This is a genomic window from Henriciella mobilis, from assembly GCF_003576285.1.
In the GTDB taxonomy this organism is placed as follows: domain Bacteria; phylum Pseudomonadota; class Alphaproteobacteria; order Caulobacterales; family Hyphomonadaceae; genus Henriciella; species Henriciella mobilis.
Map to the genome: position 1 here is coordinate 459,687 of NZ_QWFX01000005.1, position 24,378 is coordinate 484,064.

Genomic DNA, 24,378 nt, shown 5'->3' on the forward strand with positions numbered 1-24,378 from the left:
AGACAATGAGACAGGCCGCAAGGACACTCGCCGCACTCGCACTTCTGGGGGGCTGCCAGGCGGCGGGGGCTGGTCCATCGGCGGCCCAGCTCCTGGTCGACGGGGCGTATACCGACCATGCGGTCGTGCAGCGCGGGGCAAACCTGCAGATTGCGGGCAAAGCGGATCCCGGCGCGGCCATCACCGCCTCGCTCGCGGGCCAGACTGTGGAGACACGGGCCGGTCCGGATGGGGCCTGGTCTGTCAGCTTTGATCCGCTGCAGGCAGGCGGGCCGTATGAGCTCTCCATCAGCGACGCCACGACGAGGTACACGGCTGAAGATATCCTGGCTGGCGATGTCCTGCTGTGTTCCGGACAGTCCAATATGGAATACCCGGTCTACCGGGCGCTCAATCCGGATTCCGCAATTTCCGAGAGCGCCGATGATAGCCTGCGCCTTCTGACCGTGCCACAGGAAACGGCGCTTTCGCCGCAATCGCAGCTGCCGGAAGAGGCCAGCTGGGCGCCAGCATCGCCTGAAAACGTGCGGGACTTTTCCGCCGTCTGCTATTTCATGGGAGAGCGCCTGCGTGCGGAGCGAGGCATACCGATCGGCCTGATCGATTCCTCATGGGGCGGTTCGCAGATCGAAGCCTGGCTGCCACAGGCGCGCCTTGAGGCAGCCGGCGGATTTGACGAAAGCCTTGCCACGCTCGACCTCTATCGCGAAGACCCGGACGCGGCGATGAAAGCCTATGGTGCGGTCTGGGAGCGGTGGTGGACAGCCGAGCATGAAAGCGCGCCGTGGGAGGCCAAGCTTGACCTTTCCAGCTGGAAGCGTGTTCCCGAACAGTTCGCCGACTGGAAAGCCTATGGTGATGCTGACATCGAGACCCATCTCGGCCGGCTCTGGTTTGCCCGCCGCTTTGACCTGACAGAGGAACAGGCGGCCGGACCGGCGACAATCTCGCTCGGCCTGTTCGATGATTCAGATGCGGTCTGGATCAATGGCGAATTCATCGGCTCGACCTCAAGCTGGACAGACCATCGCGTCTATCCCGTCGATCCCGGCGTGCTCAAAGCGGGCGAAAACACGATCCTGATCAACGTGCTGAACAGCTACGGGCCGGGCGGCATGATGGGGCCGGGCGAGGTGATGCAGCTTGAGCCGGAGGCTGGCGAGGCTGTCCCGCTCGGGTCGGGCTGGTCCTACAAGGCGGTGATGCAGGCCGATGATGGCGGTCCGCGTCCGCCCTGGGAATCGGTGACTGGCTACACCACGATTGGCAACGCGATGATTGCGCCGCTGCACGGCACGCCGATGAGCGCCGCCATCTGGTATCAGGGCGAAAGCAATACCGGGCGGGCGGATGCCTATGAGGGCCTGCTGGATCAGCTGATTGCGGGCTGGCGCTCGAATTTCGGGTCGGACCTTCCAGTCCTCGTCGTCCAGCTGCCGGGCTATGGCGCGATGCCTGAGTTGCCGTCGGAGTCTGGCTGGGCGGGTGTGCAGGATGCCCAGCGCCGTGTCGCGCTGGCCGACCCGCTAACGGGTCTTGTCACGACGATGGATGTCGGGCACCGCACGGATATCCACCCGCCTGACAAGCTCACCGTCGCCATGCGCGCGGTCGATGTGCTGGATGGCTTGTCCGGGGCGTCGGACGCCAGCACCACAGGCTACTCACCGGTGACGGCCGTTCGGGATGGCGGATCCATAAAGATCGACCTGCCTGAGGGCGATTACACCTCGATCTCGAGCGACCGGGTGATCAGCGTCTCCGTCTGCAACGCGGCTGGCCAATGCGACTGGGCTGATGCCCGTCTCGATGGCCGCACACTGGTTGCCACGGTGCCGGAAGGCATTGAGCCAGCAACCATCCGCCACTGCTGGGGCGATGCGCCGATCTGCAATCTCTACGCAGACGGGATTATCCCGGTCACACCGTTTCAGCTGGACGTCAGGTAGCAGACGGGCTGCGCCGGCCGGGAGCGGTTCCCGGCCTTGCGCCCCGGCGCCTAGAAGCGCAGGTCGCCGTCCAGCAGGGCGTCGGGCATATCCTGATAGCAGACCGGCCGCAGGAAGCGGCGGATCGCCATCGTGCCGACAGACGTCGCGCCGAAATTGGTCGTCGCCGGATAGGGGCCGGAATGGACCATGGCGTCCGACACTTCGACCCCCGTTGGGAAGCCATTGAACAGGATCCGGCCCGCCGTGCGTTCGAGCGCCGGAAGCAGCGAACGGGCCGTTTCCCGGTCGCCCGCCTCCATCTGCACGGTGGCAGTCAGCTGGCCTGCAAGCGCCTCGGCTGCGCGGCTGTAGGCGGTGTCATCGGGGACGGTAACAACGATGCCGGCGGGGCCGAACACTTCTTCCGACAGGGCGGGGTTTGTGAGCCATGTGTCGAGCGACGCCCTGAAGATAGCAGGACCGCCCTGACGGCCATCGGCCTCTGAACAGGCCAGCTCTTTGACATTGTCGCTCTGCCTGAAGGTCGACGCGCCTTTGCGGTAAGAGGCGGCGATGGAGTCGGTCAGCATGGTCTGGGGCGCGGATGCGGCGATGGCCTTGCTCGCAGCGTCCACAAAGCCATCGAGACCTTCGCCTTCGCGAGCGAAGACAATGCCCGGATTGGTGCAGAACTGGCCGGCGCCGAGTGTCAGCGATCCGGCCCAGCCTTCGCCGATCTGTACGCCTCTTTCCTTCAGCGCGCCGGGTAGAATGAAGACCGGGTTGATCGAGCCGAATTCTCCATAGAACGGGATCGGCTCCGGCCTTGCGGCGCAGCGGTCGTAAAGGGCGCGCCCTGCACCGAGAGAGCCGGTAAAGGCGGCGGCCTTGACGAGCGGATGGTCGACCATGGCCTGGCCAAGCTCATGGGTTTCGCCCTGAATGAAGCCGAACGTACCAGCTGGCATGCCGCAGGCATCAATGGCCTCTGCGATGGCGCGCGCGACGAGTTCGCCGGTGCGCGGATGGGCCGGGTGTGCCTTGACGATGACGGGGCAACCAGCAGCAAGTGCGGCGGCGGTATCGCCTCCAGCGGTCGAGAATGCGAGCGGGAAATTGGATGCGCCGAACACGGCGACCGGGCCCATGGGACGCTGCATGAGGCGCAGGTCCGGGCGCGGGGCAGGTTGGCGGTCGGGCTGCGCTTCGGCATGGCGCCGGTCGAGGTATTCGCCCTTGCGGATATGGTCGGCGAAGAGGCGGAGCTGGCCGGTCGTGCGCCCACGCTCGCCATTGAGGCGGCCCTCGGGGAGGCCGGTTTCGGCCATGCCAGCCTTGGTGATGGCTTCGCCGCGGGCCTCTATGCAGTCTGCAATCTTGTCGAGAAAATTGGCCCGCGTTTCGCGCGAGGTCCAGCCATAGGTTCGGTAGGCCTCGTCGGCGGCCTTTGCGGCGCGATCGACTTCGGCTGCGCCGCCGCTGGAGACGTCAAAGCTCTCTCCGTCGAGGCCTGTGGATTCGAACGTCTTCGTAGATGCGTGCCATTCGCCTGCGATGAGATGCTGTCCGGTGAGCTTGTCGGTCATGTCTATCCTTTCGGATTCGTTGGGTCAGTGATTGTGGCGCGGTAGCCGCGCGGTAACGTTTCGAAATTCGTCTGCGCCCTTGATGACGGCGCCATCGCCGAGCTGTGTGACGGAGGCGCGGTACATAGCCTGCCACGGGGTTTCGCTGCCCCGGACGGCATAGGCGAGGTCCTGCTTGCGGCGGGCGATCTCCTCCTCGTCGACGAGCGCGTCGCAGTGGCCTGTATTGAGGTCGATCCGAATGACGTCGCCATCCTTTAGCCAGGCGAGGCCGCCGCCTTCGGCCGCTTCGGGGCTGGCATTGAGGATGGAGGGGCTGCCCGAGGTACCGGACTGGCGGCCATCGCCAAGGGTCGGCAGGCTGTCGACGCCGTTTTTGATCAGCGCGTCAGGCGGTTGCATGTTCACGACCTCCGCCGAGCCTGGCCAGGCGACCGGTCCGGCGCCGCGCATGACGAGGATGCAGCGCTCGTCAATGTTCAGCGCGGGGTCGTTGATCCGGCTGCGATAATCTTCCGATCCGTCGAACACGACGGCGCGGGCCTCGAAGACGTCTGTCTTGCCGGGGTCCGAGAGATAAGTCTTCCGGAAGTGGTCCGATATGGCGCTCGTCTTCATGATGGCGCTGTCGAAGAGGTTTCCGGTGAGGACCTTGAAGCCTGCCTTTTGGCGCACGGGCGTGTCGTAGGCATAGATGACCTGGCGGTCCGTGGGGCGCAGTCCCTGCAGGTTGCCGCCAACCGATTTGCCCGTCACGGTCTTGGCGTCCTCATCGAGATGCCCGGCGCCAGCAAGATCCTTCATGATCGCCGGAATACCGCCTGCGCGATGGAAATGTTCGCCGAGATATTCGCCGGCCGGCTGGACATTTGCGAGCAGCGGAATGTGGTAACCGAACTCGTTCCAGTCGGCGGCTGTAAGCTCGACGCCGGCATGGCGCGCAATCGCCATGAGGTGGGGATAGGCATTAGGTGAACCGCCAATCGCGGCGTTCACGCGGATGGCGTTCAGGAAGGCCGCGCGCGTCATCACGTCGAGCGGCTTCAGCTGTTCCTCAACCAGGCCAACCGCGCGCTTGCCCGTCTGATAGGCGCACTGCGGACGTTCCTTGTAAGGCGCCGGGATGGTGGCCGAGCCGGTGAGCGACATGCCGAGTGCTTCGGCGAGCGAGTTCATCGTCAGCGCCGTGCCCATCGGGTTGCAGTGGCCGGCGGATGGCGTCGAGGCGGCGACGCGTTCGATCAGCGTCTCGCGCGTGATCTTGCCGGCCGCATATTCCTTGCGCACGCGCCAGAGAACCGTGCCCGAGCCGACGCGCTCGCCATTGGACCAGCCGTCGAGCATCGGGCCGCCGGAGAGGATGATCGCCGGCAGGTTGGTTGTCGCAGCGGCCATCAGCGCGGCCGGTGTGGTCTTGTCGCATCCCGTGGTGAGGACGACGCCGTCGAGCGGATAGCCATGCAGGATCTCGACAAGGCCGAGAAAGGCGAGGTTACGGTCGAGGGCGGCGGTCGGGCGGCGGCAGTTCTCGAAGATCGGATGCATCGGGAATTCGATCGGGATGCCGCCAGCGTCGCGCACGCCGTCCTTCACGCGCTGTACAAGGTCGACATGAATGCGATTGCAGGGCGCAAGGTCCGAGCCCGACTGAGAGATGCCGATAATGGGACGGCCTTCGCGCAGCTCCTCGAGCGTCAGGCCGTAATTGGTGAAGCGTTCGAGGTAGAGCGCGGCCATGTCCGCATGATCGAGATTGTCGAACCAGTCCTGCGAGCGCAGCCTGAATTGTCGCTTGCCGGTCTCGGTCATCAGAGCACTCCTCGCTTTGCAAGGTTGGTCATCAGCGCGCCGGTTCCGAATGTCCATGGCGCAGCCGTTTCCGAAGCGGTCGTCCAGTTGATCAGTGTGCCGAGAGAGCGCGTTGATATCTTTACGCAATCGCCAGCTTCGTGTGTGAAGCCCTGACCTGGCGCGCGCCTGTCTTCCACCGGGGCGAACATCGTGCCGAGCAGGACAAGCAGGCCGTCTGGATACTGATGATGCTTGCCGATTGCCTGTGAGACGAGGTCCTCCGGCCGCCGGGAAATCATGGACATGTCGCTGGCGCCCTCCAGGTGGAAGCCATCCTTGCCGACCACTTCCAGGCTGATCTCGGCGCGCGCGACATCCGCCAGGCCGAAATCCCCATCGAACAGCCGGATGAAAGGGCCGATGGCGCAGGATGCATTGTTGTCCTTCGCCTTGCCGAGCAGCAGTGCCGAGCGGCCTTCCATGTCCCGGAGGTTCACATCATTGGCGAGCGTTGCGCCGACAATGTCACCCCGCGAGGTCACGACGAGGGCGACTTCGGGTTCAGGATTGTTCCAGTCGGAGGCCGACAGGATGCCGATCTCCGCGCCGCAGCCCACCGCGGACATGGGCTGGGCCTTGGTGAAGATCTCAGCATATTCGCCGAAGCCAACCTCCAGGTATTGCGACCACAGCCCTTCAGCCTTCAGGCGGGTGCGCAGGGCGTCTGCCTCGGCAGACCCCGGCTTGATCGACGCAAAGTCGCCCGCGATGGTCGCCGACAGTTCAGCGCGCAATTCTTCCGCGCGCGCCGGGTCTCCGCCAGCGCGTTCTTCCACGACACGCTCAAGCAGGCTGGCAGCGAAGGTCACGCCCGCAGCCTTTATGGCCTGCAGGTCGCACGGCGCGAGCAGGCTGCCGAGGCAGCGTTCATCATCGTCCGGCAACAGGAATGCGTCGAGCGGTCCGAGATCGGGCAGGCCGGACAGTTCGGCACGGTCAGGCAGCGTCGATTCCAGCAGGGCAGACACGGTCGGCGCGACAGGGATCAGGTTGATCACACGGCCGCCGCTGATCAGCACGGGGCAGGGGCCACCTTCCTCATGCGACCAGACCCGCCCAATCAGAAACGCGTCTGCGTCATCTGGCAATATCTGATCTGAACGGAGCGGCAAATCCATGGGGCTACTTTCTGAAAGATAGCGTTAACATTAAACATTCGCGGTCGCAAAGGCGGTTGGCCGTCAGGTCGCTATGAGCGCAATGAGGCAGGCGATGAGGAAGCCCGATACGCCGATGATGGTCGTCATCACCGTCCAGGTCTTGAGCGTCTGCGTTTCGGTCAGGCCAAGATAGCGGCTCACCAGCCAGAAGCCTGAGTCGTTCACATGGCTGCAGACAATGGCGCCGGATGCGATACTGGAGACGATCAGGGCGAGGCCTATGGGCGAGGCATTTGCCGTGTCGATCATGGCTGAGACGAGTGTGCCGCTGGTGATCATGGCGACGGTGGCAGACCCTTGGGCGACCCTCAATATGGCTGCAATCGCGAAGGCCATGACGATGGGGGCGAGATTGGCGGAGACCATGAGGTCGGCGATCTGGTTGCCGAGCTCGGAATCGACCAGCACCTGCTTGAACGCGCCCCCCGCGCCCGTGATAAGAACGATAACGCCTGCCGGCTCCAGCGACTTTCCCATGACCTTGTTCAGGGCTTCCGGTTCAAAATCATGGCCAAGGCCCAGCACGACATAGGCGACGGCGCAGGCGACCAGCAGGGCCGCAAAGGGATGTCCGACGAAGGTCAGGACACCCTGGACCGCCTCTGGCACAGGCAACATTCCTGCGAAGGCGCCAAGGACGATGAGCGCAAGCGGAGCGAGAATGATCAGCAGGACGGCAAGGGCCGAGGGCGGTTTCGCGCCGTCCGTTTCGGGAGCCACTTCTTCGAGCGCTTCAGGCAAGGAGGCCGGTCCGGCATCCAGTACAGGTCCCGCCAGTCTCGATGCCATCGGGGCGAATACGATGCCGCCCAGCAAGACGGCCGGGACGCCCGTTGCCAGGCCGGTCAGGAAGACCCAGCCAAGATTGGCGCCGATGAGGTCGGCGACCGCTATCGGCCCGGGCGTTGGCGGCAGGAATGTGTGCGCCATGCCCATGCCCGCAAGCGCGGGGATCGCAAACCAGAGAACCGGGCGGCCGGAGCGTCGCGCCAGGCCGAACAGCATTGGCGCGAGGATGATGAAGGCAACGTCGAAGAAGACAGGAATGGACACGGCAACGCCGACGCCGGCCAGGGCCCACTGAGCGCCGCGTGGCCCGGCTGTTGAAAGGGCTGCGCGGGACAGAGACTGGATGCCGCCGGAATGCTCGAGAATGGCGCCGAGCATCGCACCGAGGCCGACAACCACCGCAACGAAGCCGAGCGTCCCACCCATGCCGTCGCGGATCGAGCCCATGATGGCGTCGGCCGGCATGCCAGCGGCCAGCGCAACGCCAATCGAGGTCACAAGAAGCGCAATGAAGGCTGGGATACGTGCGAGGATGATCATCGCCAGCAGTGCTGCGATGCCTCCGATGATGATCAGCAGGCCAAGAAGAGAACTATCCATGACAGACCGTCGAACTGGCGTGTGTCTGCGCGCTGGATTCAAGATTTGTCTGGCGATCGCGTTGGATCGCTGGGCAGCGTTTCACGGACGATTCCTCCCTTGTCCCTCGGTCATTTCGAATGGCTGGTTGATCCAGCGTCTTGGTCTTCGAATTCCAAAAGCAGTTTGACAGTGCCTCACAATTTTGGAAGTGGGAACGCTAACATAATTAATGGCGAAGACGCCAGACCAAGGGAGGACGAAATGGCTGTGGTGCAGAATTTCGCGCGAATTATCGAGCATTTACGGGCCGAACGCGGACAGCGCGGCAGGGCTGCCAGTGCTGTGGCGGTTGCGTTTGCAGCGGCGTCCTGTGTTGCTGCGCCGCCTGCGCAGACCGCTGCACCAGCGCCGCCTGTTTCAGAGGCTGAACCAGCGTCCAACTTCAGTCCGCGGGTCGAAAGTCTCCTCGATGAAATGACCGTCGACCAGAAAATCGGGCAACTCGTCCAGGCGGCTGGCGGGCGCAGCAAATCGCTGAATTCACGGCTCACCGATGCCGAGCTCGACCGGGTGCGCGCCGGCAAGGTGGGATCCTATCTCCATGTCGCGGGCGCCGAACCGCTCGGCGCGCTTCAGCGGGTCGCCGTCGAGGAAAGCGAACACGGCATCCCGCTCCTTTTTGCCATGGATGTCGTGCACGGATATCGCACGATTTTCCCGGTGCCGATCGCGATTGCCAGTTCGTTCGACCCGTCTGCCTGGGAAGAGGCCGCACGCATTTCTGCTGTAGAGGCCACGTCGGCCGGCTTGCATTGGACATTCGCGCCGATGATCGACATTGCCCGCGATCCGCGTTGGGGCCGGATTGTCGAGGGCGCCGGGTCCGATCCCTATCTATCGAGCCAGATGGCGGTTGCGCAGGTGCGCGGCTATCAGGGGACCTCGCTTGCCGAGCCCGACACGATACTGGCGACCGCCAAGCATCTCGGTGCCTACGGCGCGGCCCTGGGCGGGCGCGACTATGGCTCTGCCGACATTTCTGAGCGCACCTTCCATGAGGTTTACCTGCCGCCATTCTATGCTGCCGAAAAGGCTGGCGTTGGTTCCTACATGACGGCGTTCAACGATATTGGCGGCGAGCCCGTCACCGGAACCGAGGCGCTGGTCGATGGCATCCTGCGCGATCAATGGGGATTTGACGGTCTTGTCGTGTCCGACTGGAATGCCATCGCCGAGCTTCTCAATCATGGTGTCGCTTCAAACCGCGGCGAAGCAGGCGCGCTCGCGCTTCGGGCGGGTGTCGACATGGACATGACGAGCGGCGTGTTCGGGGAAGACCTGGCTGCGATGCTGGAAAGTGACCCGGCGCTTAAGGCCGATCTCGACCTGGCGGTCGGCCATATCCTTTCGGTGAAGGAGCGGCTCGGCCTGTTCGACAATCCGCTGGCCTATCACGACACCGCGCGCGAACAGGCGAGCCTCCTGACCCCTGAGCACCGGGCCGCCGCGCGCGAGATCGCCGTCCGCAGCATGGTGCTTTTGAAGAATGACAATCAGACGCTGCCACTGAACGAGCCGTCAGGCGACATCCTGGTCATCGGGACCCTGGCCGAAGACCGGATGACCCAGCTCGGCTCATGGCGCGCGCGGGGCGAAGCGGATGATGTTGTTTCGATCCTCGATGGCCTGACCGATGGCGCACCGGACGGCGTCAATGTGCGCTATGAGCCTGGCGGCGGTATTCAGACGGTCGATGAGACGGCAATTGCGGCGGCGGTTGAGGCCGCGAGAGCAGCCGGTGACGTCATACTGGTGATCGGAGAGGATTTTGACCTGTCGGGCGAGGCCCGCAGCCGCTCATCGGTCGAGCTGCCAGCCGGACAGAAGGCGCTGGCCGATGCCGTGCTGGCGGCCAGGCCGGATGCGGCCGTGCTTCTGGTCACGGGCCGGGCCATGGCCATTCCGGATGTCGCGGAAAAGGCTGACGCTGTCTTGGTGACATGGATGCTGGGCGTTGAGGCGGGACCGGCTGTTGCGGATGTCGTTTACGGGGCCCGCATGCCTGCCGGCCGCCTGCCTGTCGATTTTCCGAGGGCTACGGGGCAGCTCCCCTTCACTTACTCCGAACCACCAAGCGGACGGCCCGCCAATCCCGATCTGTCGGTCGATTCCAATCGCTATATGGACCTGCCGATCACGCCGCAATTCGCGTTCGGTCACGGGCTGACCTATACGACATTCACCTACGGCGAACCGCAGTTGAGCAAGCGCGCCGTCGGGCCGATGGACGCATTCTATATCTCGGTGGATGTCACCAATAACGGTGAACGCGACGGGGAAGAGGTTGTGCAGCTTTACATGCGCGACACCGTTTCGCGCACCGCACGGCCCAAGAAGGAGCTACGTGGCTTCAAACGGGTCAGCATCCCGGCCGGACAGTCGGTTACGGTCACGTTCTCGCTTTCGCCTGCGCAATCGGCGACTTATGACGGTGATGGCGGCTGGCTGATTGAGCCGGGGCGTCTCGATTTCATGATCGGGTCGTCGTCGGATGATATTGCGGGCGAGGTCTCGGTCGAGGTGACCGAAGGCGCGCAGACGCGTGTTCCGGCGGCTGCGATTGAAACGGAGGTTTCGGTCCAATGAGGTTTCACAGGCGGCAAGTTCTTATTGGCCTCGCGGGCGCCGCAGCGGCGTGCCAGGCTCCGGCCCTGTTGGTGAGCGATGAGGGTGCGACCGTCACGCTCGATGTGTTCGATGACGGCCTGCGCGACATTGTCGATCCGGGCGCGAAGCTGATCAAGCGGGCTGAGGGATTCACCTGGAGCGAGGGGCCGGCCTGGGACCCTGTGCGCGCGCGGCTCTACTTCTCCGATGTCCCTCAGAACAAGGCGTGGATGTGGAGCGAGGCGGGCGGCAAGGAACTGTTCCTCGACCCCTCCGGCGCGGCGGAAGCCGAAGGGTTCAGGGAGCCCGGTTCCAATGGCTTGCTGTATGCGAATGACGGATCGCTCCTGGTCTGCAATCACGGGCTCAGGCGCGTCGAGCGGCTGAACATCGAGACACGCGAGCGGTCTGTCGTCGCCGACCAGTTCGACGGAAAACCGTTCAACAGTCCGAATGATGTGATTGAAGCCTCCGATGGTACAATTTACTTCACCGACCCGCCCTACGGTCTGGCGGGGATGAACGACTCGCCGCTGAAGGCCCTGACGTTCAATGGTGTATACAGGCTCCGGCCCGGCGGCACTGTGGAGCTGCTCCTCGATGACATGACATTTCCCAACGGCGTTGCGCTGTCGCCGGACCAGACCCGCCTCTATGTGAGCCAGTCAGATCCGGCCGCGCCGATCCTGCGTGAACTCTCCTTCGATGGGGATGGTGCAATTGCGTCGGATCGAATTCTTTTCGATGCCGCGCCTTTTGCTGAAGATGGCAGCCCAGGCCTGCCTGACGGCATGGCCGTCGATGCCGCCGGTCGAATATTCCTAACAGGCCCGGGCGGGATATTTGTGGTTGCGCCACAGGGGCAGGTCCTCGGACGGATCAGAATGCCCAAAGCGACAGCAAACTGTGCCTTTGGCGGCGACGGTTCGCGTCTGTTCATCACTTCGTCTGACGTGCTGTACGAACTGCCGACGAAGACCATGGGTATCTAGGGTTGTCCGGAAAACAGCCTGTTTGGGCTGTGTTTGTTCGGTCACACCTGCCCCATGGCGGGTCCAGGTTTCACAAGGTTTTTTGTAGAAAACTCAGGAGCTTAAGATAGCGCTATCAAAAATTTTGGGAAGGGGATTGTCAGCCCCTCGAAACAATGCTCTGTTAGAGCACGATAGCGCTAACATTATGGCGCATCACCACAAGGATGATCATCCTCGATTGGAAAGAGGGTGGCGAAGGGAGGTAAAAGTGACTTCAAGCAACCAGCGGAGCTATACCCGTCGTACAGGCGCTATCGCGTGGCGTAGCCTTTTGGGGGGTGTATCGGCCGTATCCATCGCGGCGGCGATGCCTGCTCACGCTCAGGACGCCGACGCCGAGTCAGAGGCCCGGCAGGACGTCGTCGTTGTAACGGGCATCCGGTCATCGCTCGAAGAGGCGATGGACATCAAGCGCAACGCCAACGGCGTTGTCGACGCGATTTCCGCCGAAGACATCGGCAAGTTTCCCGACACGAACCTCGCTGAATCGCTTCAGCGCATCACGGGTGTGTCGATCAGCCGGACGAACGGCGAAGGCTCGGAAATCACCGTCCGCGGTTTCGGTCCGGACTTTAACCTCGTCACACTGAACGGGCGCACCATGCCGACCGCGGAAACACGTCTGGTCGGCCAACGCGGCAACTACGGCGCCGGCGGCGACCGGGCATTCGACTTCTCCAACCTCGCATCCGAGGGCGTTAGCGCGCTCGAAGTCTACAAGACGGGTCAGGCCATCCTGCCAACCGGCGGCATCGGTGCCACAGTGAACATCGTGACACAGCGCCCGCTGGACAATGGTCAGTCCGGCTTTGTCGGCTCGGGCCAGATCAAGGGCGTCATCGATGACAGCGTCGTCAACGGCGACGATGTGACCCCGGAACTCTCCGGTATCGCGAGCTGGTCGGATGCAGAGAACCGTATCGGCGTCAGCCTCTTCGGCTCCTACGCCAAGCGCGATTCCGGCGCGCCGACGCAGCAGATCAATGACTGGATTGTCTTTGATCCAGCGGTCGATGGGCCGTTTGAAGACAGCAGCTATGTGCGCGGCGATGGCAGCACGCAGATCACGAATCCGCCGAAGGATGGGCAGCTCTATGCCATTCCGCAGGACAGCCGCTACGACCTGTCCGAACTCTCGCGGGAGCGCATCAACGGTCAGCTGGTCATGCAATTCCGGCCGATGGACAACCTCACCCTGACGGGTGACTACACCTTCGCCCGCAACGACTCCGAAGAGCTCCGTTTCGAACAGACCAACTGGTTCGCGACCCCGTTCGATCAGATTATCTTCAACAATAACGGTCCGGTTGCCTCTGCTGCCTTCATGCAGGAGAACAATAACGGGTCGAAGGATATCGGCTTTGAGCAAACCGATCGTGCGACACGCGATACGCTGAGCTCACTGGGCTTCAATGCCGACTGGGAACTGAACGACGATATGTCGGTCATTTTTGACGCTCACAGCTCGATTTCCAAGTCCCGCGGCAACAATCCGCTGGGACACAGCGCAACCTTCGTGACGTTCGGTGCGCCGGTGATCCTGAGCCACTCGGTCGACTACCGGTCCGGCTATCCGGTCCAGGATTACACCATCGATGACAGCGTGCGCGGCAACGGCAACGGTATTCTCGATGCCGGCGACCTCGGCACCCAGGTGCAGCGCTCCAGCACCGCGTCGGCGAAGAACAGCATCGACGAACTCGATCTGCGCTTCGAATGGGAACTCGACAATTCCCGCCTCGTCGTGGGCGGTAACTACCGCGACAGTACCTTTGATCGCGCCACGGCGACGACGCAGCAGGACCTCGGTTCCTGGGGCATCGGCAATCCTGGCGATGTGGAGCAGTTCGCACCGGGTCTTGTGACCACCTACTGTCTTGAGTGCGTGTTCGACGACCTGCCGGTCGGCAAGGCGGATACGGCCTTCCGCTCAAGCCCGACCCAGCTCTTCCCGATCTTCCAGGATGCCTATTCGCAGAACGACATCATCCGGGGCGGTTCGAACGACACGGTGAGTGAAGAAATCACATCGCTCTATGCTCAGTTCGAGATGGAGAGCGAATTCTTCAATCGTCCTGCCCGCATCAATGCCGGCCTGCGTTATGAAGAAACAGAGGTCAGCTCTGATACGCTCCAGACCGTTCCGACGGCCATTGTGTGGACGGCTGACAATGATTTCGTCATCCAGAACGGTACCGACCGCGAATCGGTGAGCGGGTCAGGCAGCTATGACTTCCTGTTGCCCAACCTGGACTTCCAGATGGATCTCACGGACGACATCGTCGCGCGGGCGTCTTTCTCGAAGACGATCGGCCGTGTGGCCTTCTCCAACCTGTTCGCATCGACGACGGCGAATGCGCCCAACCGTCCGACGGTCCTTGGTGGCCAGGTGACGGGCGCATCGCAGAACCCGAACCTCCTGCCGCTGGAATCGGACAACTTCGATCTCTCGCTGGAATGGTACTTCGACGAGTCGAGCTATGTGTCGGTCGGTTACTTCGACAAGCGGGTGAAGAACTTCATCGGTACGGGTGTCGTTGACCGCAACCTGTTCGATCTTCGCGATCCCACTGCGGGGGCAGCGGGTTCCCGATCCGGCGACGCGCTGGACATCATTTCCGATCTCGGCGTTGACCAGTCGGAAGCGAACCTGTTCACCCTTGTTGCCCTGATCGATGCCAATGGCGGCAATGTTGCTGCCGCGCAGGCCGAGTTCCAGTCCCGTCTGGGCACGGACGGCGCCGCCGCAAATGCGCTTCCGCAGAGCTATGTCGACGCCATTCTCGGCCAGTACGATGTGGTTGCAAATGGCGATGACCCGCTCTTCTCCTTCGCGGTGGAGCAGCCGATCAACAACCGGGAAGGCAAGATCGACGGCTTCGAGTTTGCCGGTCAGCACTTCTTCGGCGATACCGGCTTCGGCATTGCCGGCAGCTACACGGTCGTGAATGGCGACGTGGAACTCGATCCGGGCGCGAGCCCGTCCGAGAACCAGTTCGCACTGACCGGTCTGTCGGATACCTACAACATCACCGGCATCTACGAGAAGTACGGCTTCTCGGCGCGTCTGGCCTACAACTGGCGTGACACCTTCCTCGCGCAGACGAACCAGACCGGTGACCGTTCCGGTATCTATGTCGAGGACTATGGCCAGTGGGATATGAATGTCAGCTACGACATCACGGACCAGATTGCCGTGTCCTTCGAGGCGATCAACCTGACCGGCGAAGACCAGCGGACCTACCACCGGGTGCCTGAGCAGGTCTACTACGCATACGAACTGTCGCCGCGTTACATTCTGTCAGCGCGCTACAGATTCTAGAGAAGTCGCCTCGGACACCAGGTCCGATGGCGGTCAAAAAGAAAGGTCGCCGGTTTCCTCCCCCGGCGGCCTTTCCGCTATTGAATTCCATGCCATTTGTGCAGAGTGTCAGGGCTTGCGGCTGTCAGCGCGAAGCGGACCCGGCCAATCTGACGGGCATCAAAGAACGGAGCCAGGCGTGTCCAATACCGTCCTTCTGAACAATGTCGATCATGCCGACCTGAAGGTCAGCACAGCGCGTGGAGAAGCGTTCGGGGATGGCGTCAATCAGGCCGTGGTCGTCCCGACCGAGTTTCTGGAGCTGCAGCGCGAATTCCCGATCCTGCTGAAGAAGGATCCGGCCGGCGTCTATCAGGCCGTCGTGTTGCTTGGCTTTGACAGCGGGGAGAACCTGTATCTCGACGGCGACCGCTGGGTGTCATCATACATTCCAGCCATTCTGGCGCGCGGGCCCTTCACGATCAGGATGGCTTCCCAGGAGGATCAGGCGCAGTCTGAGCCCATGATCAATATCGATCTCGATCATCCTGCGGTCGGCGATGAGATTGGCGTACCCCTGTTTCTCAAGCATGGCGGCAATTCTCCGTATCTCGAGCACGTCGCAGGCATCCTCCGGCGACTGCATGCCGGAGTAGAAGTCCGAAAGCCGCTCTTCGCGGCTCTTGAGAAATTCAACCTCATCGAGCCGGTCAATATCGAAGGCGAATTCGGTGAGGGCATGACCTTCAGCATACCGGGGTTTTCGGCGGTCAGCATCGAACGGCTGAATGAACTGGATGCCGAGGCCCTGCATCAGCTGAACCGGGCAGGCTACCTCTACGCGGCTTACATGATGGTCGCTTCGCTGAACAATATCAGCCGTCTCATCCAGATGAAGGCGAGGAAGGTTGCCGCGCAGTCGAGTGGGGGCTCAGGTTGAACACGGCCAGCTTTCTCGAAAACGCAAGCCGCACCGAAATCCTGGAGGTTTCGGGCCCTGGCGGGATACCGTTTGCGAGAATTATAGAGGCTGACAGGCCGGTCATCGTCCGCGGTGTCGGGCGGCAATGGCCGATCGTGAAGGCGGGGCTCGACGGGCCGGACGCCGCGATGGACTACCTCGCCCAGTTTTACAGTGCCCGGCCGCTTGTCCTCTACACCCTTGCACCGGAAGCCGAAGGCCAGCCCTTTTACGACGAGACCGTTACCGCGATGAATTTTCAGCGGTCGCAGGTTTCGCTTGAGGCGTTTTTCTCTGCTGTCAGACAAACTTTCGGGCAGCCGAACCCGCCCGGCTACTATGTTCAGTCTACGGATCAGATGCTGTTCTTTCCTGGCTTCGAGGCCGAGAACGGTATCGATCTGGCGCCGCTCGCGCCCTTCGCCAAGGCGCCGCCCGTCGTTTCGCTCTGGCTCGGCGGCAAGACGACGGCCCGGGCGCATTACGACATGTCGAACAATATCGCCGTCTGCCTGGCCGGGCGGCGGCGGTTCATCCTGTTTCCGCCCGACCAGGTTCACAATCTCTATCCGGGACCTCTGGCGCCGACGCCTGGCGGGCAGGTCATCAGCATGGTCGACATTCACAATCCCGATCTCGATGCGCATCCAAAATTCGAGGAGGCTGCGCAAGCCGCGCAGATCGCCGATCTCGAACCGGGTGACTTGCTGATGTATCCCGCGCTCTGGTGGCATCAGGTTGAAGCCAGGGAGCCGTTCAATATCCTCCTGAATTACTGGTGGAATGCGGTACCATCCTATGCGGACTCGCCAATGAACACCTTGCTGCACGGGCTGCTGAGCCTGCGCGACCGGCCTGCTTCCGAGAAGGCCGCCTGGCGCGAGATGTTCGACTATTACGTGTTCGGTGACGCCGGCCAGGCCGGGGCGCACCTGCCAGCGGCTGCGCGCGGTCCGCTGGGCGAAATCGATGAGATGATGGCGCGCCGCCTTCGCGCAGAGGTGCTGCGCAAACTGAACCGTTGAGAGCCTCATGAGTGATACGCAGACAAATCTGGTGAAGCGCGTTGTGATTGCCGGTGGTGGGACGGCGGGCTGGATTGCGGCGGCAGGACTGTCGCACCATCTCGGCCCGGCGCTTGAGATCACGCTCATTGAATCCGACACGATCGGCACGGTCGGCGTTGGTGAAGCGACCATCCCGACGCAGCGTACTTTCCATGCGCATCTGGGCCTTCGCGAAGCCGATTTCATGAAGGCCACCGGCGCGACCTTCAAGCTTGGTATCGAGTTCGAAGGCTGGCTGAAGCCCGGCCATCGCTACATCCACTCGTTTGGCACGCTCGGCCGCCACACCTGGGTGGCGCCTTTCCATCATCTCTGGCTGCATGCGAAGAGCCGTGGGTTTGGCGGCTCGCTCGACGACTATTGCCTCGAGCTCAAGGCCGCGCGGGCGGACAAGTTCTACACCGCGCCGGACAAGTCGGTGCTCAACTATGCCTACCACCTCGACGCGACGGCCTATGCGCGATTCCTGCGGGCCTTCAGTGAGCAGAAGGGCGTGCGGCGCGTCGAAGGCCTGATCGAGCATGTCGAGCAATCGAGTGAGACCGGCTTCATCGAAGCGCTGAAGCTGCAATCGGGCGAACGCATCGAGGGCGATCTCTTCATCGACTGCACAGGCTTTCGTGGATTGCTGATCGAGCAGGCGCTGAAGACCGGGTTCGACGACTGGAGCGACTGGCTTCCGATGAATGCTGCGGTGGCCGCGCAGTCGGAGGCGACCGGGCCGGCCATCCCCTATACCCGCGCGATTGCCCATGAGGGCGGGTGGCGCTGGCGGATTCCGCTTCAGCACCGTGTTGGCAATGGCATCGTTTTCGACAGCAATTACCTCGATCCGGATGAGGCCGAGAAGAAACTGCGAGACGCCATCGACGGGCCGCTGCGCACCGATCCGCGTCTGATCCGCTTCCGGACAGGGCGCCGCAAGCGTGCCTGGAACAAGAACTGTGTCGCACTCGGCCTGTCGGGCGGCTTTCTGGAGCCGCTGGAATCGACCAGCATCCACCTCATCCAGCGCGGTGTCGCCGATCTCGTCGCACTCTTTCCCTATCACGGCGTGACGGAGGACCTTGCGAACCTCTTCAGCCGCAAGATGAACCGCGAACTCGAACAGGTGCGCGACTTCCTGATCCTTCACTACAAGCTGACTGAGCGCGAGGATTCCGATTTCTGGCGCGGGCGCAAGGCGATGGATATCCCGGATACGCTCGCCGAACGGATCGCGCTGTTCCGGGAGAGCGCCTATGCCTATCACAATTGCGACGAGCTGTTCCTGACCGACTCCTGGGTCCAGGTCATGATGGGGCAGGGGCTTTACCCGACCGGGTGGCATGCGGTCGGACACATGTTCCCCGATGACAAACTCAAAGGGGCGCTCGATGGGCAGCGTGCGCAGATCGAGCGGGCCGTGCAGCAATTGCCCGCGCATGAGGATTTCGTCCGGCAATACTGCCCCGTGACGCCCGCATAGAAAAACGGCGGACACTCCCGCGCCCGCCGCCTTTCATATCTTGCACGTGCGTCGGCTACTCGCCGGCAACCGCGACTTCGACCGATGAGACATTCCCAGTAAAGCCTGGCTGGCCACCGCCTGCGGAGACTGTGAAGCTTCCTGCCTCCGGGAAGGTGAGATTGCCGTTCTCGTCATGATAGCCGACCTGGCTTGCCGGGACCGTCACTTCAACGCTGGCGGTTTCACCGGGCTGGAGATCGACAACGTCAAATCCGACGAGTTCGACCTTCGGAACCGACCGGTTCGGGCGGTCGGTGCGCGTGAGGTAGACCTGCACGACTTCCCGGCCGGCCATGTCACCGGAATTGGTCACGTCGACGCTGACGGTAAGGTCTTCGCCCGGCACGTAATCGCCCGCGACGCCGACATCGGAATAGCTGAACGCGGTATAGCTCAGCCCATGCCCGAACGGGTAGAGCGGCTCGCCCTCGAAATACTTGTAGGTCCTGTTTTCCATCGAATAGTCGAGGAAATCCGGAAGGTCTTCGACGGACTTGTAGAAGGTCACCGGCAGGCGCCCGGATGGGCTGTATTCGCCCCAGAGCAGGTCGGCGATCGCCTCGCCGGCCTTTTCACCGGGATAGAAGGCCTGCACGATGGCGGGCAGGTTTTCATCTTCCCAGTTGAGCGCCATCGCACTGCCCGAGAAGTTGACCATCACGACCGGTTTGCCCGTTGCGTGAAGCTTCTTGACGAGCGCTTCCTGCGGCGCGGGCAGCTTCAGATGCGTGCGGTCCCCGCCAAGGAAGCCGTCGAGCTCGACCCCCATTTCCTCGCCTTCAAGATTGGCGTCGATACCGCCAAAATAGAGGATGACATCAGCGTCCTCGGTGGCGGCGAGGGCTTCGGCCTCCAGGTCACGCGAGACGTTTGTCCAGTTGAGATAGGCGTATTTGTCGAGTTGGTCGCGCGGCCAGCCGCTATCGAAATTCAGCGTCATCGTGAACGGATAGCGCTCACCTGCTTTCATTTCGACATCATCGGTTTCGCCGACTTCGCGGCCATCGATTTCGACCTTTGACCAGCGAGACGGCTGGAAGCGGTAGACACCATCTTCTTCAGGGACGATCACGCCTTGCCAGATGGCGCCGAACTCATCGTTGAGACCGTTCGTTCCGGGCGTGCGCTCCCAGTAGAAGTCGATGTTGTCCTCGACCTGTTCGAGCAATGGCTCGCCGGAGATGAACTTGTCCTCGTAATAGGCAGCCTGAACGCCGGAAACGAGCTCGCCGCTCTCGTCTTCATGGAAGAGCACATTCGCCGGCACCGGCTTGTAGTCGGAGTAGATGTCGCCAGCGATGGTAGAGCCGAGCGCATAGGTGACATTTTCCTCGCCGACCTTGGCCTTTATCCCTTCCAGCGCCGTGACCGGCTGGGTGGGGCGGCCATAATAGTTGGCGACCAGCGTCCACCAATTGTCGGCATTCGGCCCGATCACGGCGACTTTCGTATCGTCCGCGAGCGGCAGGATGCCGTCATTCTTCAGCAGGACGAGGGATTTGCGCGCTGTCTCTTCTGACAGCGCGATGTTCTCATCGCTTGCGACGATATCAATCGAAGTATCTGCATACGGAACGAGGGATGGGTTGTCATACATGCCCAGGCGGAAGAGCGCTGTGTACAGACGGATGACCGATTGATCGATCGTCTCTTCATCGATCAGTCCCTGCGCCACGGCTTCCGGCAGGGCGTCCATCTTGTTGCCTTCACCGTCACCGCAATTGAGGTCGGTGCCCATCTTCACGGCAACGGCGGCTGCTTCGGCGCGCGTGTCGACATAATCATGCGCGACATAGGGCGCTTCGCCCGCTGCGACTTTCTCCTCATCATAGTAGAAGTCGCCGATCGCGCCGCAGTCCGACACGACATAGCCATCAAAGCCGAGATCGCCGCGCAGGAGATCGACCATCAGGCGCTCGGATGCACAGGCCGGGGCGCCCCAGACGGCATTGTAGGCGCACATGACCGATTCTACGTCAGCTTCATCCATCGCCATCTTGAAGGCCGGCAGATAGGTCTCCCAGAGGTCGGCATCGGTCGCGATATAGTCGTCCCGGTGGCGGGACGGTTCCGGGCCGGAGTGAACGGCATAGTGTTTCACGGTCGCCACGGCCTTCAGATATTTGTCGTCATCACCCTGGATGCCATTGACGAAATTGACCGCCATACGGCCCGTCAGGAACGGATCCTCGCCATAGGTTTCCTGGCCGCGGCCCCAGCGGGGATCACGGAAAATGTTGATATTGGGCGACCAGAAGGTGAGGCCGCCATACATGGCGTAGACGTCTTCGGCGGCGTAATAATGATGCTTGGCGCGGCCTTCGTCGGAGATGGTCGTCGCCACCTCAAGCATCAGGTCCTCGTCCCAGGTTGCGGCAAGGCCGATGGCCTGCGGGAAGACCGTCGCATGACCGGCGCGGGCCACACCGTGCAGCGCTTCGTTCCACCAGTTGTATTCATGGATGCCAAGGCGCGGAATGGCGGCGGCCTTGTCGTACATCTGGGACGCTTTTTCTTCCAGCGTCATGCGCGAGACGAGATCTTTCGCGCGCTCTTCCGGTGACAGGTCCGGGTTCATGTAAGGCAGAACGGCGGCTGCCTCAGCGGCCTGTGTGTCCTGCGCCGCTGGCGCTGCCCCGGTTTGTCCGGCCGTTGTCGCGTCATTGGCGTTACAGGCCGTCAGCATCGCGATGGCGCATGTTGTGGCCAGCCAGCTGCTTCTGGAAATTGCGTTTTTCATTGAGTTCTATCCTCCCGAGGACGAGTTGGGGCGTAGGGAGCCCGCGATGGGCGCATGGATTTTGCGCGTGCTTGTTGCTGAAAATGTTGTACGCTAACATTTCTACCGGCGACAACCCGCAACCCGCCGATTCCGGCCGTTCCGGAGATAAAAAATGACAATGGGAGGAATGCGATGCGCTTCAGAGCTATGGCCCTTGCTGCGCTGGCGACGGCACTGATCGTCCCGCTGGCGCAGGCGGAAGATGGATACCGGCTCTGGCTGCGATACACGGCCCCTGCGAGCGGTGTTGCCTTTACGCCTTCGAATATTGTCACGGGCTGCGATGATCCGTCTCCCACCATCCGGAAATCGCTGGATGAGCTGGATATCGCATTTGAGTCCCTGACCGGAAGCAAGCTGCCGCGCGGCGAAGCGCCTGGCCAGGGGGCGCTTGTCCTGGCAAGTGCAGCCTGCAACGATGGCTTTGCGCAAACCGATCGCCCGGACGTCTCGGGTCTGGGGCAGGATGGCTACACCATCAGCACGCTGGCCACAGGTGACGGTGATGCCGTTCTGATCGCGGGCCAGTCGGACGCCGGCCTGATGTATGGCGTTTTCGATCTTCTGATGCGGACCTCGCGCGGTGAAGATGTGCGCGGCCTCTCCGTTGAGGAGGCGCCCTCTGTCGACCTCCGGCTGTTGAACCATTGGGATAATCTCGACCGTCATGTCGAGCGCGGCTATGCGGGCCAATCGATCTGGAACTGGCACCTCCTGCCGGATTTTCTCGACCGGCGCTATGAGGACTATGCCCGCGCCAACGCGTCGATCGGGATCAATGGTGTGTCCCTGACCAATGTGAACGCCGACGCGACCGTGCTGACGCCGCCATACCTGGAGAAAGTCGCGGCGCTGGCCGATGTATTCCGGCCCTATGGGATCAAGGTTTATCTCACCGCGCGTTTCTCAGCGCCCATGGAGCTGGACGGGCTGCCGACGGCGGACCCGGTCAACGAAGATGTGCAAGAATGGTGGCAGGCCAAGGCGGACGAGATCTATGCCCGCATACCCGACTTCGGCGGCTTTCTCGTCAAGGCGAACTCGGAAGGCCAGCCCGGCCCGCAGGACTATGGCCGCAGCCATGCCGAGGGCGCCAACATGCTGGCCGACGCGCTTGAGCCCCATGGCGGCGTCGTGATGTGGCGCGCCTTCGTCTATTCGGCCGAGGAGCCGGAGGACCGGGTCAAGCAGGCCTATACGGAATTCAAACCCTTGGACGGGGCCTTCCGCGATAATGTCATCGTCCAGGTGAAGAATGGACCGCTCGACTTCCAGCCACGCGAGCCCTTCCATCCGCTTTTTGGCGCAATGGAAGACACACCGCTGGCGCTCGAGCTGCAGGTCACCAAGGAGTATCTCGGCTTCTCGACGCATCTCGCCTATCTCGGCACGCTTTGGGAGGAGGTGCTGTCGGCAGACACCTACGTTTACGGTCAGGGATCGACGGTCGCGAAAGTCGTCGATGGAGCGCTGACGGGCGAACCGCTGACTGCCATCGCCGGCGTTTCGAATATTGGCAGTGACCGGAACTGGACCGGTTCGCATTTCGATCAGGCCAACTGGTATGCTTTCGGCCGCCTGGCCTGGAATCCGGAGGCGTCCGCAGAAAGAATTGCGCGGGACTGGGCGGCATTGACCTTCAGTACGGGGCCAGAGGCGCGTGACGTGATCGTGGACATGATGATGGCGTCGCGCGAGGCGGTGGTGAACTACATGACGCCGCTCGGGCTCACCCATCTCATGGGCACAGGGCACCATTATGGGCCGGCACCCTGGGTGGACGATCTCGGCCGGGCGGACTGGACGCCCTATTACTATCACCGCGCCACAAAGGACGCGATCGGGTTCGACCGGACGCAGACGGGCTCCAATGCCATCGCGCAATATGCCGAACCGTTGCGGGAGAATTGGTCCGATATCGCCACGACCCCTGACGAACTGCTCCTTTGGTTCCACCGCGTGCCATGGGACCATGAGATGAAATCCGGGCGCACGCTCTGGGAGGCGCTGGTCGATCACTATGATCGTGGCGTGTCCCAAGTGGGCGAGCTGAAGGTGCACTGGCAGTCTCTCGAGGGCGCCATTGATCGCGAGCGGCTTCGGGAGGTTTCGGCCTATCTCGACATTCAGGCAAAGGAGGCCCGCTGGTGGCGGGACGCTTCACTGGCTTACTGGATGAGCGTCAACGGACTTGATTTGCCTGCAGGGACGGAACCGCCCGCGCACGACCTGGGATACTACAAGGCACTCGAATTCCCCAATGCGCCGGGCCAAGGCGAATAGGCATGATCGAAGTTGAGCTGATCGACATCATCGATGTCGCCAATACGTTGGGCGAGGGTGTTGTCTGGCGGGCGAGCGACCAGACGGTCTGGTGGACCGATATTCAGGAAAGCCGGATGTTTCGCCTGACCTGGCCGGTGGGCTCGGTACAGTCTTTTGGCCTACCTGAACGCCTGGGATCCTTTGGCCTCGTTGAAGGCGATGACAGCCGGTTTGTCTGCGCCTTCGAGAGCGGGTTTGCGCTTTTCGAGCCGGAAACCGGCAAGATCGACTGGCTTGCGCGGCCGCCCGAACTTGAGGCGCACAATGTGCGGCTGAATGATGGAAAGGTTGGTCCGGACGGGAGTTACTGGGCAGGATCCATGCATGAAGGGGGCGGTGAAACGCCTTGCGAGACAGGCTTTTACCAGCTGGCCGGGGCGTCTGGCGCCAGGCTGGAGATACCGGGACTGGGCATACCGAATGGCCTGGCCTGGTCTCCATCCGGCGATGCAATGTATTATGCCGATACGATGGAAGGCGTCATCCGCCGGCGCGATGAAAAAGGCGCATCATCTGTCGTCGCGAAGCCGCAGCAGGGGGCGCCGGATGGCGCAACGGTCGACAGCGAAGGGCGGTACTGGTCTGCGCTGTGGGGCGGTGGCAGGCTTGCCGTCTTCTCGCCGGATGGCGACGCTTTGAGCGCGTTCGAATTGCCTGCGCCGCAACCGACTTGTCCCGCCTTTGGCGGTCCAGACATGAACCTCGTCTTCGTGACGTCCGCACGTGAGGGGCTTGATGGGCAAAGCCTGAGCGCGTTTCCGAAATCTGGTGGCCTGTTCGTACTGCGAACGAATGCGCGCGGACTTCCTGGATATCGCTATCGGGTGTAGCA

Annotated in this window: 14 protein-coding genes; 9 read left to right on the top strand and 5 right to left on the bottom strand. The window is 62.4% G+C overall.

Annotated features, from left to right (window positions below):
• Positions 1 to 5 precede the first annotated feature (5 nt).
• On the top strand, positions 6 to 1,949 hold the full coding sequence (locus D1223_RS02190; protein ID WP_119374764.1) for a sialate O-acetylesterase: 1,944 nt from the start codon (positions 6 to 8) through the stop codon (positions 1,947 to 1,949).
• A gap of 50 nt (positions 1,950 to 1,999) precedes the next feature.
• On the opposite strand, the gene D1223_RS02195 is transcribed toward D1223_RS02190, so the two are convergent.
• From D1223_RS02195 to D1223_RS02210, 4 genes are all read right to left on the bottom strand, one after another.
• On the bottom strand, positions 2,000 to 3,517 hold the full coding sequence (locus D1223_RS02195) for an aldehyde dehydrogenase (NADP(+)) (protein WP_119374765.1): 1,518 nt from the start codon (positions 3,515 to 3,517) through the stop codon (positions 2,000 to 2,002).
• A 24-nt stretch (positions 3,518 to 3,541) separates the two neighbouring features.
• Entirely contained in the window at positions 3,542 to 5,326 is a 1,785-nt protein-coding gene (locus D1223_RS02200) for an IlvD/Edd family dehydratase (RefSeq protein ID WP_119374766.1), read from the bottom strand.
• Positions 5,326 to 6,486 (bottom strand): fumarylacetoacetate hydrolase family protein, encoded by a 1,161-nt coding sequence (locus D1223_RS02205; RefSeq protein WP_119374767.1) that lies wholly within the window; start codon positions 6,484 to 6,486, stop codon positions 5,326 to 5,328. The genes D1223_RS02200 and D1223_RS02205 overlap by 1 nt, the downstream gene beginning before the upstream one ends.
• Positions 6,487 to 6,549: 63 nt before the next feature.
• Positions 6,550 to 7,917, bottom strand: a complete 1,368-nt coding sequence (locus D1223_RS02210) for a GntT/GntP/DsdX family permease (RefSeq protein WP_119374768.1) — start codon at positions 7,915 to 7,917, stop codon at positions 6,550 to 6,552.
• A 243-nt stretch (positions 7,918 to 8,160) separates the two neighbouring features.
• Here D1223_RS02210 and D1223_RS02215 point away from each other — a divergent pair, with 243 nt between their 5' ends.
• From D1223_RS02215 to D1223_RS02240, 6 genes are all read left to right on the top strand, one after another.
• Positions 8,161 to 10,545 carry a glycoside hydrolase family 3 N-terminal domain-containing protein gene (locus D1223_RS02215; RefSeq protein ID WP_119374769.1) on the top strand — a complete coding sequence of 795 codons (2,385 nt, stop codon included), beginning with the start codon at positions 8,161 to 8,163 and terminating at the stop codon, positions 10,543 to 10,545.
• Positions 10,542 to 11,558, top strand: coding sequence for an SMP-30/gluconolactonase/LRE family protein (locus tag D1223_RS02220; protein WP_119374770.1), 1,017 nt, complete (start codon positions 10,542 to 10,544; stop codon positions 11,556 to 11,558). Before D1223_RS02215 ends, D1223_RS02220 begins: the two co-directional genes overlap by 4 nt.
• A 349-nt stretch (positions 11,559 to 11,907) precedes the next feature.
• Positions 11,908 to 14,922 carry a TonB-dependent receptor gene (locus D1223_RS02225; RefSeq protein WP_199288183.1) on the top strand — a complete coding sequence of 1,005 codons (3,015 nt, stop codon included), beginning with the start codon at positions 11,908 to 11,910 and terminating at the stop codon, positions 14,920 to 14,922.
• A gap of 178 nt (positions 14,923 to 15,100) precedes the next feature.
• Positions 15,101 to 15,841 carry a SapC family protein gene (locus D1223_RS02230; RefSeq protein ID WP_119374772.1) on the top strand — a complete coding sequence of 247 codons (741 nt, stop codon included), beginning with the start codon at positions 15,101 to 15,103 and terminating at the stop codon, positions 15,839 to 15,841.
• Entirely contained in the window at positions 15,838 to 16,887 is a 1,050-nt protein-coding gene (locus D1223_RS02235) for a cupin-like domain-containing protein (protein ID WP_119374773.1), read from the top strand. The genes D1223_RS02230 and D1223_RS02235 overlap by 4 nt, the downstream gene beginning before the upstream one ends.
• Before the next feature lie 7 nt (positions 16,888 to 16,894).
• The gene (locus D1223_RS02240; RefSeq protein ID WP_119374774.1) at positions 16,895 to 18,397 is read left to right on the top strand and encodes a tryptophan halogenase family protein; all 1,503 of its coding nucleotides are present in this window, start codon (positions 16,895 to 16,897) and stop codon (positions 18,395 to 18,397) included.
• Positions 18,398 to 18,452: 55 nt separating this feature from the next.
• Here D1223_RS02240 and D1223_RS02245 read toward each other — a convergent pair whose 3' ends face one another.
• Entirely contained in the window at positions 18,453 to 21,179 is a 2,727-nt protein-coding gene (locus D1223_RS02245) for a glycoside hydrolase family 3 C-terminal domain-containing protein (RefSeq protein ID WP_119374775.1), read from the bottom strand.
• 174 nt (positions 21,180 to 21,353) lie between these two features.
• Between D1223_RS02245 and D1223_RS02250 the strand changes: the two genes are divergently transcribed.
• Both D1223_RS02250 and D1223_RS02255 read left to right on the top strand, forming a co-directional pair.
• The gene (locus D1223_RS02250) at positions 21,354 to 23,504 is read left to right on the top strand and encodes an alpha-glucuronidase family glycosyl hydrolase (RefSeq protein WP_119374776.1); all 2,151 of its coding nucleotides are present in this window, start codon (positions 21,354 to 21,356) and stop codon (positions 23,502 to 23,504) included.
• A gap of 2 nt (positions 23,505 to 23,506) precedes the next feature.
• Positions 23,507 to 24,376, top strand: coding sequence for an SMP-30/gluconolactonase/LRE family protein (locus D1223_RS02255; RefSeq protein ID WP_119374777.1), 870 nt, complete (start codon positions 23,507 to 23,509; stop codon positions 24,374 to 24,376).
• Positions 24,377 to 24,378: the final 2 nt, after the last annotated feature.